Annotated in this window: 11 protein-coding genes; 8 read left to right on the forward strand and 3 right to left on the reverse strand. The window is 68.9% G+C overall.

Features of this window, described 5'->3' with window-relative positions; genetic code table 11:
• The first annotated feature begins 2 nt into the window (after nt 1-2).
• Nucleotides 3-449 (forward strand): DUF6010 family protein, encoded by a 447-nt coding sequence (locus tag ABZV00_RS10260; RefSeq protein ID WP_355603901.1) that lies wholly within the window; start codon nt 3-5, stop codon nt 447-449.
• 17 nt (nt 450-466) lie between these two features.
• Nucleotides 467-1,408: a helix-turn-helix domain-containing protein gene (locus ABZV00_RS10265; RefSeq protein ID WP_355603903.1), complete on the forward strand. Its 942-nt coding sequence runs from the start codon at nt 467-469 to the stop codon at nt 1,406-1,408.
• Between the two features lie 46 nt (nt 1,409-1,454).
• Here the strand turns inward: ABZV00_RS10265 and ABZV00_RS10270 are convergent, their stop codons facing one another.
• Nucleotides 1,455-1,715 (reverse strand): hypothetical protein, encoded by a 261-nt coding sequence (locus ABZV00_RS10270; RefSeq protein ID WP_355603906.1) that lies wholly within the window; start codon nt 1,713-1,715, stop codon nt 1,455-1,457.
• A gap of 194 nt (nt 1,716-1,909) precedes the next feature.
• On the opposite strand from ABZV00_RS10270, the gene ABZV00_RS10275 reads away from it, so the two are divergent.
• The 5 genes from ABZV00_RS10275 (at nt 1,910) to ABZV00_RS10295 (ending at nt 8,524) form a co-directional block, all read left to right on the forward strand.
• Nucleotides 1,910-2,212: a hypothetical protein gene (locus ABZV00_RS10275; protein ID WP_074311343.1), complete on the forward strand. Its 303-nt coding sequence runs from the start codon at nt 1,910-1,912 to the stop codon at nt 2,210-2,212.
• The gene (locus ABZV00_RS10280) at nt 2,209-3,846 is read left to right on the forward strand and encodes an amidase (protein ID WP_355603910.1); all 1,638 of its coding nucleotides are present in this window, start codon (nt 2,209-2,211) and stop codon (nt 3,844-3,846) included. The genes ABZV00_RS10275 and ABZV00_RS10280 overlap by 4 nt, the downstream gene beginning before the upstream one ends.
• Before the next feature lie 265 nt (nt 3,847-4,111).
• Nucleotides 4,112-6,700, forward strand: coding sequence for a M14 metallopeptidase family protein (locus ABZV00_RS10285; protein WP_355603913.1), 2,589 nt, complete (start codon nt 4,112-4,114; stop codon nt 6,698-6,700).
• Nucleotides 6,701-6,765: 65 nt separating this feature from the next.
• Nucleotides 6,766-7,077: an NIPSNAP family protein gene (locus ABZV00_RS10290; RefSeq protein ID WP_355603916.1), complete on the forward strand. Its 312-nt coding sequence runs from the start codon at nt 6,766-6,768 to the stop codon at nt 7,075-7,077.
• 568 nt (nt 7,078-7,645) lie between these two features.
• On the forward strand, nt 7,646-8,524 hold the full coding sequence (locus ABZV00_RS10295) for a CHRD domain-containing protein (RefSeq protein ID WP_355603919.1): 879 nt from the start codon (nt 7,646-7,648) through the stop codon (nt 8,522-8,524).
• Between the two features lie 266 nt (nt 8,525-8,790).
• On the opposite strand, the gene ABZV00_RS10300 is transcribed toward ABZV00_RS10295, so the two are convergent.
• Nucleotides 8,791-9,453: a TetR/AcrR family transcriptional regulator gene (locus ABZV00_RS10300; protein ID WP_355603922.1), complete on the reverse strand. Its 663-nt coding sequence runs from the start codon at nt 9,451-9,453 to the stop codon at nt 8,791-8,793.
• 170 nt (nt 9,454-9,623) lie between these two features.
• Here ABZV00_RS10300 and ABZV00_RS10305 point away from each other — a divergent pair, with 170 nt between their 5' ends.
• A complete protein-coding gene (locus ABZV00_RS10305; RefSeq protein ID WP_355603925.1) occupies nt 9,624-11,786 on the forward strand; it encodes an ABC transporter permease in 2,163 nt (720 codons plus the stop codon).
• Between the two features lie 21 nt (nt 11,787-11,807).
• On the opposite strand, the gene ABZV00_RS10310 is transcribed toward ABZV00_RS10305, so the two are convergent.
• A complete protein-coding gene (locus tag ABZV00_RS10310; protein ID WP_355603928.1) occupies nt 11,808-13,337 on the reverse strand; it encodes an aminotransferase class I/II-fold pyridoxal phosphate-dependent enzyme in 1,530 nt (509 codons plus the stop codon).
• Nucleotides 13,338-13,361 lie beyond the last annotated feature (24 nt).

Here is a 13,361-nt window from a genome sequence, read left to right on the forward strand (position 1 = left end):
TCGTGCTTCGCTATGTCATGCCAGTCGTCATTGGGCTGGTCTACGTCGGGCTCAATTCCTTCGTTCCCGAGCCGCACCGGCGTCGTCTGAATGCACTCATCGTTACGGGCGCTGGCGCCGCCTACATCAGCGGCGGCGGATTCGGCCTGTGGGAATTGGCCTTCTGCGCCCTGTTGGTGGTGGTGGGCTACGCCGCGCTCAACTCCTACACCCTCATCGGCGTCGGGTGGCTTCTGCACACCGCCTGGGACGTCATGCACCACCGCCGCGGCACCCCGCTCATCCCGTCGTTGCACGACTCGTCGTTCGGCTGCGCCATCTGCGATCCCGTCATCGCCCTGTGGTGCTTCGTGGGCGGCCCGTCGATCAAAGGCCTCTACCACCGTTTCAGCCGCCGCCGCGCCGCCGATGCGGGCAGACCCGCGCAACCCGTCACCGTGACGCCCTAGCTGGCTAGATTTCTGCCATGCACACCGTGGCAGTGCTCGCTCTCGACAGCGTCGTCCCGTTCGACCTCGCCACCCCGATGGAGGTGTTCCACCGCACCCGTCTGCACGACGGCCGCGCCGGTTACCGGGTCCGGATCTGCGCCGTGACGCCGAAGGTCACCACCGGCGCGTTCAGCATCGCGGTGCCGTGGGGACTGGACATCCTCGTCGAGGCCGACACCATCATCGTGCCGGGCGTCGCCGACCCCACCGCCGCAGCACCCGCCGAGGCCCTCGACGCGTTGCGGACCGCCGCAGCCAACGGCACCCGCATCGCGTCGATCTGCGGCGGCGCGTTCACCCTGGCCGCCACCGGCCTGCTCGACGGACTCCGCGCCACCACGCACTGGATCGCCACCGACCAGCTCGCCGCCCAGTACCCGCAGATCCAGGTCGACCCGAACGTCCTCTACGTCGACAATGGCCAGTTCCTGACCTCCGCCGGCGCTGCCGCCGGACTCGACCTGTGCCTGCACATGATCCGGCGCGACTACGGCGCCACCGTGGCAGCCGACGCCGCCCGCTTGTCCGTCATGCCGCTGGAACGCGCTGGCGGGCAAGCCCAGTTCATCGCGCACGAACCGCCCACCCCTGACGGGGTCACCCTGGAGCCGCTGCTGTCCTGGATGCGGGACAACGCACGACGCGAACTGACCCTCGCCGACATCGCTCAGCACGCCGGCATGAGCACCCGCACCCTGAACCGCCGCTTCCGTGACCAGATCGGCACCACGCCTCTGCAGTGGCTGCACCGCGTGCGCGTCCACCAGGCGCAGCACCTCCTGGAGGCCACGGCCCATCCCATCGACCGGGTCGCGACCCAGGTTGGATTCGGCTCCGCCACCGCCTTTCGGGACCGCTTCAAGCTCGTCACCGGTACCAGCCCGCAGGCCTACCGCCGCGCGTTCCGCAGTACCTGACCGGCGGCGGGCCGTGACGACGGGGCAGGGCAGGCGGTGGGTCCGGTCAGACTGCCTCCATCGAGATGTCGAAGGCGGCATCGCGGACGTCGGCGATCGGGTGCTCCCGTAGCGAACGGAGCAGATCCCGCCACGGCTCCGGCCAGCCGAGTGACCTGCCCTCGCGGACCAGTGCCACCGCGAACAGGCCTGTGGTCGCCTCGCCTCGCGCGGTGAGGTTGCGGGTTGTGTCGAACAGCAGCTCCGAATCGATCGCTGTGGCGGGCCACCGCCGCTCTGTCTGCAGACGCTGCGTTGATCTCTGCACGGCGCTCATTGTGACCAGCACAGGGTCACCCTGCCGACCAGTTCCCGACGGGTGCCGGCTGCCACGTGATCGGCAAGTTCAAATATTGCTCAACTTGTACGCGTGCCCGGCCGCCGCGAGTTGCTACCGGCCTACGGTCAAGGTCACTTCGACCGGGACCCGCGACACCCCCTGTCGCACGACTTGGGAGCATCATGGCACCTACTCCGCCCACGGATGCTGAGCTGAACGTTCTGATCCGTGCCCGGCTCGCCGCCCTCGGCATCGACCTCGACCAACTTCCGCCAGGGACCAGCCCCGACCCGGAGACCGGCTCGCCCGGCCGGGACTCCGTGCTCGCCTCGCTGCGCTCCTTCATGCGGGGCACCGTGGCGACGCTCGCCGCATACCAGTTGCCCGCTCCCGATGGCACCGATCCCGACACCGCGAAGGCGCTGTCGCAGCAGCACGTGCCGGTCCTCTACCCCTCCAACAGCACCGAATGGCGGAAGGCATGACGTCCGAACCGCTCGACCGTACGGTCGACCGCCGCGCGTTTCTGGCCCGCGCCGCCGCTCTGGCCACCGTCTCAGCCGTGGGCGTCAACGTTGGACTGCCCTCGGTCGCGCTGGCGAGCAGCGGCCTGTCCACCAACGCCAAGCCGGGAGCGGGGGGACGGCCGCTGGACCAGCCGAACGCCTACACCAAACCCCGGCCGGAGGCGCTCGCCGATCCGTCCGAGCTCACCATCGCCGAGGCAGCCTGGCTCATCCGCGCCGGCAAACTCACCCCCGAGCACCTGGTCGAGGCGTACCTGGATCGCATCTCCCGGTACGACGGCAGCTACCAGGCGTTCAACCGGTTGCTCGCCGACGCGGCCATCGCGGCCGCGAGAGATGCCGGACGCAGGCCCCGACACGGTGCCCTGCACGGCATCCCACTGGCCATCAAGGACAACTACTACACGGAAGGGGTCCCCACCACCGCGAACTCGTTCCTCTTCAAGGACTTCGTGCCTCCGTACGACGCGACTGCGGTGGCCCGGTTGAAGGCAAGCGGCGCGATCGTGCTCGGCAAGACTCAGATGGGCCCGCTGGCGACCACCCGTGCCACCACGCCGGCCGGTGTGATCACCACGGTGAACGCCTGGACGCCGACCAACCGCGGCGTCGACCCGGGCGGGTCTTCCACCGGCACCGCCACCGCGGTTGCCGGCCGGATGGCCACCTCGGGCATCGGCACGCAGACCGGCGGCTCGATCACCGCCCCGTCCAACGCGCAGAACCTCACCGGCCTCAAGCCGACCATGGGTCGGGTCTCGGCGGCCGGAATCATTCCGCTCACGTACAGCCGCGACCACCCGGGCCCGTTGGCGCGCGACGCCAAGGACGCTGCGATCATGCTGACTGCGATGGCAGGCGAGGATCCCATGGACCCGCGCAGCCAGGGCCTGCCCCACGTACCCAACCTGATCGACGCGGCGAGCCCGGTCTATCAGGGACGCCGCGTCAAGCTGCGCTGGAAAACCCGGATCGGCGTGCTGCCGGGCTTCGCCAACGGCACCTCGTCCAGTGCGCTGGCCCGTACGGCGTACCTGGCGCAGCTCGCCGCGATCCCGGGCGTCACCCTGGTGGACGTGCAGTTGCCCGCCGAGTGGGGCCAGCTGACCGGCAGCACCTTCAACAACATCCGGTTGCCCGAGCGAGCCGAGCCGTTCATGCCGTACCTGCGCACCGACCTGCGCGGCTTCGGTGTGTCGGTGACCAGTTGGCTGCAAGGAGCGCTGATGGGTGGCAACGAGTTCATCACCGGTCAGCGGGCCAAGCTGCTGCTGATGGACCGGGTGCTCAACGACCTCTTCGACGACTGCGACGTGGTGGTGCAGACCGACCCGGTGCCCTTCGACATCCTGGGCTTGCCGGAGATCGCCTTCCCGATCGGGTTCACCACCGCGGGGCTACCGGTCGGCACCATCCTGGGTGGCCTCCCGTACGCCGAGGACCGGCTGTTGTCCGTGGTGGCCGCCTACCAGGCGGTGACGGACTGGCATCTGCGGCGGCCGGCCGACCCGCCCACCGCCGCCGCGCGGGGCGCAGCTCCCGCCGAAGCGCTCCGCCTGACGGCCGAGGAGGTCGCCGAGCTCAGCCAGTGACGTGCAAAGGGCGGGCATTCAATGCCCGCCCTTTGTGGCCACGCCAACACCGAGGACTGTCCATTACGTCCTTGGTGGAATTGTCGTGCCTAAACGAAATTGGTCCTGGTCCGATCCGGCACAGTGGTGAGTCTCAAGATTTCCTCAACTGCCATCCTGAGCATTCCGGACCTGGATCGAAACCTGTTGAATCAAGCTATCCGATTGGCGCGGCCGCCCCTACCGGACCCTTTTCCGTCGTGTACGTACTGCGAAGGGGTATCAGGTGAAACGAAGACTGTCTCGGACAACGGTGTCGGTTGCTTGCGCGCTGGCTCTGGTCGGTACGCCGGTGTTGACGTCGGCGACCACCGCTACCGCCTCGAACCGCGTACCGAAGCCGGAGTCGGTGATCGGCTGGGCGCCGTGTGCCGACTACAAGCTCGCCACCTACGAGCAGATCGCCGAGTACTACCGGGCAATCGACAAGGCCAGCGACCGGATGAAGCTGGTCGAGATCGGCAAGACCAGCGAGGGACGGCCGCAGTTGATGGCGATCGTCTCCTCCGAGAAGAATCTCAAGGACGCGAACCTCAAGCGCTACCGGGAAACCTCGGTGCGGCTCTCCCAGGGCGACTCGCTGTCCGAGTCTCAGGCGCGTGACCTGGCGAAGAACGGCAAGGCCATCGCCTGGGTCGACTTCGGCATCCACTCCACCGAGGTGGCCGGCCACCAGACCGCCCCGCAGTTCGCGTTTGACCTGGTGACCAGCGAGACGCCCGAGGCGCGAGCGATCCGGGACAACGTCATCACCCTGTTGGTGCCGAACGTGAACCCGGACGGCGGCACGAAGGTCGCCGAGTGGTACAAGAAGAACCTGGGTGGGCCCTACCAGGATGCCGGCTATCCCGAGCTGTACCAGAAGTACGCCGGACACGACAACAACCGGGACTGGTACATGTTCAACCTGCAGGAGACGCAGAACGTCGGGCGTCAACTGTTCCACGAGTGGATTCCGCAGGTCATGCACAACGTGCACCAGACCGCGGTCTTCCCCGCCCGGATCAGCATCCCGCCGTACGAGGACCCGCTGAACCCGAACATCAACCCCCAGGTGGTCCGGGGCGTCAACCTCGTCGGCGACGCGATGGGGCAGCGGCTGGATCGTGAGGGCAAGGTCGGCGCGCTGGCCCGCCAGTCGTACGACATCTGGTGGAACGGCGGCGCGCGGACCGCGCCGTACTACCACAACCAGATCGGCATCCTGACCGAGACCGCGCACGCCTCGGCGACCCCCAGGGTGTACGACCCGGCGACCTTCCCGAAGACATTCGCGGACGGCACCTCGACGAGCGAGCCGTCGGTCTTCTACCCCAGCCCCTGGAAGGGCGGGGAGTGGCATCTGTCGCAGAGCTGCGACTACATCAAGACGGCCTCCTGGGCGATGCTGCGGGTGGCCAGCGACGACCGCGAGGGCCTGCTCTACGGCGTGGCACAGATGGCCCGGGACGGTGCCCGCAACGGTGCCGGCACCACCTACGTGATCCCCGCGGATCAGGCGGACTTCCCGACCGCCACCAAGCTGGTGGACAAGCTGCGCTGGAACAACATCCAGGTCGAGCGTGCGGTGAACTCCTTCACCGTCGGCAAGCGCACCTACCCGGCCGGGAGCTACCTCGTGCGGGAGGCCCAGCCGTACCGGGCAGCCGTGTTGGACCTGCTGAACCCACAGGTTTACCCGGACCGGCGGCTCTACCCGGGTGGCCCGCTGGAGCCGCCGTACGACATCACCGGCTACACCCTGTCGTTCCAGATGGGCGTCGCCGTCGACAAGCTCGGCCAGGCGGTGCAGGCCAGCACTGTCCGGGTCGACTCGCCGAAGGTGCCGGCGGGTGTGGTGGCCGGCGCGCCGAAGTACGCGTACGCCCTCGACCCCCGGGTCAACGACAGCTCCGCCGCCGTGAACTCCCTGCTGGCGGCGGGGGACAAGGTCTTCCTCAGCAGCGCTGAGGTGACCACTCGCAGTGGCAAGCTGCCGGCTGGCACGTTCCTGGTGACGCCCGGTCCGGGCACCGAGGCTCGGGTGACGGCGCTCGCCACCCGGTACGGGCTCAGCATCGCCGCGGTGGATGCGAAGCCGGCCAAGGTGCGGGAGCTCGTCGCGCCTCGGATCGGACTGTACGACGGCTTCAACAACTACGACGAGGGCTGGACCCGGCTGGCCCTGGACCAGTTCGGCTTCGGCTACCAGAAGCTGACGAACGCGTCGGTCCGGGCCGGCGATCTGCGGGCGAAGTTCGACACGATCGTGCTGCCCGACGCCACGTACAACTCGATGCGCAACGGCCGGGCGGCGGGCTCGCTGCCGCCGGAGTACACCGGCGGGATGACCGATGCCGGCGTGGCCAACCTGAAGGCGTTCGTCGAGGCGGGCGGCACGGTGGTCACCCTCAACAAGGCGGCCGAGTTGCCGATCAAGGCGTTCGACGTGCCGGTCAAGGACGTCACCGAGGGGGTGCCGGACACCAGCTACAACATTCCGGGCTCGGTGCTGAACCTCAACGTCGACGCCAGTGACCCGGTCGCCGCCGGGTTCGGATCGACCGCGTCGGCGTTCGTCGCCGACGGGCCGGCGTTCGAGGTCGAGGACGGCGCGCAGGGTGTCACGGTGGCGGCCACCTGGCCGAAGACCAACCTGCTGAAGAGCGGCTTCCTCCTCGGTGAGGACGTCATCGGTGGCAAGGCGGCCGTGGTGACGGCGAAGGTGGGCGACGGGCAGGTTGTGATGATCGGCTTCAAGCCGCAGCACCGGGCTCAGTCGCACGGTACGTACCGGCTGCTGTTCAACGCGATGTACCTGGGGGGTCAGCGCTGACCTGACGTCGGTCGCGGTGGCCGAGCGCGCTCTGCGCTCGGCCACCGCGCGCGTATGGTGAATGCGTGATCACCTGCGTGGTGCACTACACCATCGATCCCGCACAGATCGAAGCATTTGAGCGCTTCGCCCGGGAGTGGATGCGGTTGGTGGCCAAGCACGGTGGTGTGCACCACGGCTACTTCCTGCCGGCCGAGGGCGCGAGCGACAAGGCCGAAGCGTTGTTCAGCTTCGAGAGTCTGGCGGCCTACGAGCGTTACCGCGCACGGTTCGGCGATGACCCGGAGTTCGTCGTGGCTGATCGGATTCGCGACGAGTCGGGTTGTGTCGTGCGCTACGAGCGGACGTTCATGCGTCCGCTCCTGCCGTCTGATTGAACGCGCCGTCGGCCGGAGCCGCGGGTCGGCGTGAGGGTCACCGCGCCGCGCCTCCGGCAGGCGAGGACCCCATGGACCCGCGCAGCCAGGGCCTGCCCCACGTACCCAACCTGATCGACGCGGCGAGCCCGGGCGGGACGGGCGCCGTACGTCTTCGCGGCCGTCGGGCCGGATGAGCACGCCGGAGGGTACCGCCCGCACGGGTGCAGCCGGTCGGGCCGGCTGGTGATGGTCAACTCCAGATCGCCGACATGGAGGCATCCTCGCGTCGGGATACGGCGACATCGCCGACACCGAGTCGATCAATCGAACCGCCCGGGTGGGCCGCACAGCACCCAGTCTGATCTACACCTCCCGAAGATCCCTGACGGTCGGATCAGGGAAGCCGGCTCATGTTTGCCGCGAACGTGGAACAATTTCACAAAGGGTGCCAATCGAACCGAGCGCGGGACGGTCTCGACGACAACGACCTCCGGCGCACGGCACCTTTGCCTGCCTGAGTCCGGTCACGAGTGGTTCGTCCGCCGGTGATCCCGCGGCTCAGGACTCCACGCAGAAGGGAGCAGCAATGATGGGACGTACCCGACTCTGGGCGGTCGCGATGGCGGCCAGCGCAGCGGTGGCGGTAACCGCCATCGGTACCGCCGCCTTGGGCGACGGCCGGGACGACTCGGGCGACAAGCGGGATTCGCACGACTCCCGCGACTCGCGGGACTGGAGCGACTCGCGGGACCGTAAGGAGGTGAACGTCCGGGCCAAGCTCAGCGGCTTCGAGGAAGATCCAAAGCCGATCTCGACGCCCGGCTCCGGCCAGTTCGAAGCCACGATCGACGAGCGGGACAAGAAGATCGAGTTCAAGCTGAGCTACGAGGACCTGAAGGACGTCCAGCAGGCCCACATCCACTTCGGAGGGAGGCACCAGAGCGGCGGCATCGCCGTCTTCCTGTGCTCCAACCTGAAGGACGCGAAGGGTGGCGCGTCGCACGACGTCCAGTCCTGCCCCCAGGCCCCAGCCACCATCAAGGGGACCATCAAGCCCGATGACGTGGTCGGCCCCGCCGACCAGGGCATCGAGCCGGGCGAGTTCGACGAACTCGTCGACGCGATCGAGGCCGGCGTCACCTACGTGAACGTGCACACCAAGAAGTACCCGAACGGCGAAATCCGCGGCCAGATCAAGAGCGACGACAAGCGGGACCAGAACCGGAGCCGCGACAAGGACGAGGACCGGAACTCGTGGTGGAGCAGCGACGAGGACCGGGACTGGAACGAGTTCAAGAAGAACTGGGACCGGGACCACGAGGACCGGGACAAGGGCCACGACGACAAGGGCGACAAGGACCGGGACAAGGGCCACGACGACAAGGGCGACAAGGACCGGGACAAGGGCCACGACGACAAGGGCGACGAGAACCGGGACAAGGGCCACGACCACGGGGACGCTTGACCCAACGACGAGAAGTGACCTGTCGCCTCGCGACGGGGGGAACGCCCAACCCTTGACGGGTTGGGCGTTCCGCCATGCGTCGGCCTACCCGCCGCCACGTCGACCACCGCCCGCGACCTCAGCGGCAGCAGCTGCGTACAGCGGCACCAAGGCGGTCGGGGCCGGTCGAGCAGATCCGGTTCAGTCTGCACGGCGGCTGGCCCGTCGTCCGCTCCTGCCGTCTGGTTGAACGCGCCCTCGGCCGGAGCCGCGGGTCGACGCGGTGGTCACCCCGCAGTGTCGGCGGATGCGGGGTCCTCGGTGAGCGGGTTACTGCTGGTCGCCTGGGTGACGGGGGCGAGCAGCATGCCGGCGATGGCGTCGCAGAGGAAGTCGCCCACTGACGCCCAGCGGGCATCCTGACCGCTGCGTTCGGTGCGGGCCTCGACCTCGGCGGCGGCCGTGGAGACGATCATGGTGATCAGCCCCGCCCGGGCGGCCACGATGTCCGGATCCAGGTGCTCGAGGCGCGCTGCGAGTGACCGGACGATCATTCTCGCGGTGGGCACGGCGTCCGCGGCTTCGATCAGGAGTGGCCTGGTGGCCGGATCGTGCAGGGCCTGACCGAGGAACCGGGCGCGCCAGGTCGGCTGCGGTAGCCCGGCGAGCACCTTCATGGTCGGCATGACCAGGCTGCGGACGTCGCCGAGAACCGAGTCGGAGTGTTCGAACATCGCCCGGCGCGGTTCTTCCAGCGCGGCCGCGTGGCGAAGGATCAGCGCGTGCAACAGCCCGTCCCGGCCTCCGAAGTAGTACCGCACCGCGGAATGGTTGGTGTTTCCGGCCGCCTCGGCCACCTTGCGGTCGGAGATCTGCGCGATGCCGGACCCGGCGAATAGGCGCTCTGCCGCGTCGAGCAGCGCGGTACGAGCCGGTTCTGCCTGGGTCATCGCAGCCCTCTCCTCCAGGTGGCGTGGCGGTGTGATCTACATCAAGGTAGCCGTTCCAAGACATTACAAGCCACGTGACTTACTCTTATAAGTCACGTGGCTTACGCGGGGCAAGCCTTCCGTTCCACGTGTGACGCAGACGCCTCCCGCAACCCGCCTGGAGTATCCCCTTGGACAGCTCGACCATTTCTGCTCCCGCCGCCGAGGCTGGCACCGGCCCGCCTGTCGAGGACCGCAAGACCCGGATCGCCCGGTATGTCGCTCTCTTCGTGATGCCGTTCCTCATGGTCACGATGATGTTCGCCACCTACGTGGCCACCATGCACTCCCCGCAGCCGCGCGACATGCCGGTGGCCGTGGTGGGATCGGGCGCGCAGGCTCAGGCAGTCGTCGACGGGCTGAACTCCGCGCCAGGCCAGGCCGTCGACGCACGCCTGGTCCCCTCCGGCAGTGATGCCGTCGAGCTGCTCGAAGAACGTGAGATCGCCGGGGCGATCGAGATCCCGGCCGCCGGTTCCCGCGAGGCGACCGTCTACACCGCGATGGCGGCTGGCGCCTCCCAGGCCACCACCGCCCAGCAACTGCTCGCCCCGATCGCCGTGCAGCAGGACTGGACCACCACCACCCAGGACGTGGCCCCGCTGCCCGAGGGCGACCTGGCCGGCATCTCGGTGCTGTTCGCCGCCATGGGCATGATGCTTGCCGGGTACGTCCCCCTGAGCCTGCTGGTGATCGCCACCCCGCACCTGCTGTCGCTGCGGCGGTTCGTGCCGCTGCTGGCCGGCTGGGCGGCGGCCACCAGCACGATCATCTGGCTCATCCTCGGGCCGATCGTCGGCGCAGTCGAAGGCCACTATCTGCAGTTCCTCGGCGTCGGGATGCTCACCGTCGGCGCTGTCGGCGCGGCCCAGCTGCTGTTCACCAAGCTGATGGGTCCGCTCGCCGTCCTGGTCGGCATGCTGCTGTACGTCGTGTTCGGCATGCCGTCGTCGAACCTGGCGCTGTCGATCGACGTGATGCCTGGCTTCTTCCAGTTCCTGCACGGCGTCCTTCCCCTGCCGGCCGCCGGGGAAGCGCTGCGCTCGCTGCTCTACTTCGACGGTCGCGGCGCCGGTGGGCACCTGTTGACGCTCGCCATCTGGCTGGTCGCGGGGCTGCTGCTGTCCCTGCTCAAGGAGCGCGTCAGCGGGAAGGCGATTCCGGGCGTGGCACCGGGCGTCCACCCCGGCACGCCGATGCCGGCGCTGGCCGGTGGCCCGAATCGACCGCTGTGGACGCGGTACCTGGCGGTGGCGGCCTTCCCGCTGTCGATCCTGGTGATGGTGGTCGGCCTGATGGGCTTCTCCATGCACAAGCCGCAGGTGCACAGCCTTCCCGTCGTCGTGGTCAGCGCCAACGCGCAGCAGGCCGACCAGGTCGCCACCGGACTCAGGTCGAACCTGGGCGACATCCTCGACGTCGGCGTGGCCACGTCGGTCGACGACGCCACCGACCGGATCCGCTCCCAGGACGTGGTCGCCGCCTACGTCCTGCCCACGGCGCCCGACGCCGCGGCGACGCTCTACACCTCCTCAGCTGCCGGGGTCAGCCAGCAGAGCGCGGTGCAGGCGATGTTCCAGCAGATCTCCGCCCAGCAGCAGGCCCCGTTGACGACCACCGACGTGACGCCACTCACGGACACCGACACCATGGGCAGCAACAGCCTGTACGTCGGCATGTCGTGGATCATGGCCGGGTTCCTGATGCTGGCCGTACTGCGCGGCGGTGCGCCGGAGCTCAAGCGCCTGCGCCAGTTCCTGCCGCTGCTCGGCGGCTGGGCGATCGGCATGTCCGTGTGGCTGTGGGTGCTCTTCGACGTCATCATCGGCGCGGTCAACGGGCACGCCTGGGAGATGATCGGATTCGGCGCGGCGACCATCCTTGCCGTGTCCCTCGCCACCGCTGTCTTCACACGTACCCTCGGCCTGGCCGCCATCATCCCGGTGATGGTCGTGCTGATGCTGGCGGGCGTGCCGGCGTCCGGCGGCGGACTCTCGGTGTACATGGTGCCCGAGTTGTTCCGGCATCTGCAGGACATCCTGCCGCTGCCGGCCGCAGTCGACACCGCCCGATCCCTGATCTACTTCGACGGCAACGGGGTCGGCCGGAACCTGCTGGTCATCGCGATCTGGGGTGTGATCGGCCTTGCGCTGAACCTCGTGGTCGACCTCTGGCTGCGGCGCCGGGAAAAGTCGACGAAGGCGGCCCCTCCGGCGCACCTCGCGAAGGCACCCGACGTCGATGCTGACCGCCGCGAGGTCCGCGATGAGCTGACGGGCACCGCCGCCATCTGACGGCCGCCACGCTGACGCGCGTTACGCCGCGTCCGTCGAGTCTTCAGGGGTCTTCTCGACCACCTGCTCGGCGGCGCAGCGTACGTCGTCGAGCAGGATCTCCATGTCGCGCCGTGTGGTGCGGTAGTTGAGCACGCAGCCGCGCAGCGCGAAGCGGCCGTTGACGGTGGCGTTCGACAGGTACGAGCTGCCGGCCTGCTGGACTGCCAGCATGATCCGTTCGTTGAGGCGGTCGAGTCGCTCCTCTTCGGTGCGCGACCGTGAGCCGGCCCGTGCGTTCGGCGGCAGGTAGCGGAAGCAGAAGATGGAGAGTTCGACCGGGGCGAGCAGCTCGAAGTCGGCGCTGCCCTCGACGAGTTCGGCCAGGTGCCGGGCACAGTCGAGGTTGCTCTCGATCGCGTCGCCGACAGCTCGCGAACCGGCGTGCGCCAGCGTCATCCAGACCTTGAGTGCCCGGAATCGTCGGGACAGATCGGGGCCGTAGTCCCAGAAGGCGAAAGCCTCGGCCGGTTCGGTCTGCGTGACCCGGGTGTAGTCGGCGTCCAGGCTGAAGGCGGGCCGCGCCGCCTCGGGGTCGCGGTAGATGAGACAGCCGCAGTCCGCGGGCAGGTAGAGCCACTTGTGCGGGTCGAGGGCGATCGAGTCGGCCTCGGACAGGCCGTCGAAGAGCGGACGGGCCGTGGGGGAGAGCCGCGCGAAGCCGCCATAGCAGGCATCGACGTGCATCCACAGCCCGTACTCCCGCGCGACCGCTGCGATGTCGGCGAGCGGGTCGACCGCGCCGGTGACGACGGTGCCGGCGTTCGCCACCACGCAGAGCGGTTCCGCCCCGGCGGCCCGGTCCTCCTCGATAGCGCGGACGAGAGCGTCGACGTCCATCCGGAAACGGGCGTCCACCGGGATGTCGCGGACGTTCGCCCGCCCGATGCCGAGCAGCGCGGCGGCCTTGTGGATCGAGTGGTGGGTCTCGGTGGAGGCGTAGACGCGCAGCGGCGCCGGGTGGGCGGCCGCCCCGTGGCTGGCGACCGTGTCACCGCAGTGCCGGTGCCGGGCGGCGGCGAGCGCGGTGAAGTTCGCCATCGAACCGCCGCTCATGAACAGGCCTCCGGCACCCGGGTCGCAGCCGAGGGCCTCCTTGATCCAGTCGATGGCCACATGCTCCAGTTCGGCGGGAGCCGGTGCCGACCGCCACGCGGTGAGGTTGGCGTTCAGCGCCGACGCGAGGAAATCGGCCACCGAGGCGACGGCGGTGCCCGGCGCCGAGACGTACCCGAAGAAGCGGGGATGCCCGTTGTGCCGGGTGCCGGGCACGACCACCTCACGGAAGACCCTGAGCAGGTCGGCGAAGTCACGGCCCTCGACGGGCAGGGGCTCGGCGAGCGTCTCCTTCAGCGCGGCGGCGGAGGTGCGCGGGGCGATGGGCAGGTCACGGATCGAGTCGTGGTGGGCGGTGACCCAGTCGACGGATCGGGCCACCATGTCCCGGATCTGCTCCGTGGAGGGGTCCAGGGCCGAGTCGACGCCGCGCCGATCGGGTGGAATCGAGGTCATGGCCCGGAGGATAGTCTGGATCTT

The sequence above is a fragment of the Micromonospora sp. NPDC005173 genome, assembly GCF_040608515.1.
GTDB lineage: Bacteria > Actinomycetota > Actinomycetes > Mycobacteriales > Micromonosporaceae > Micromonospora.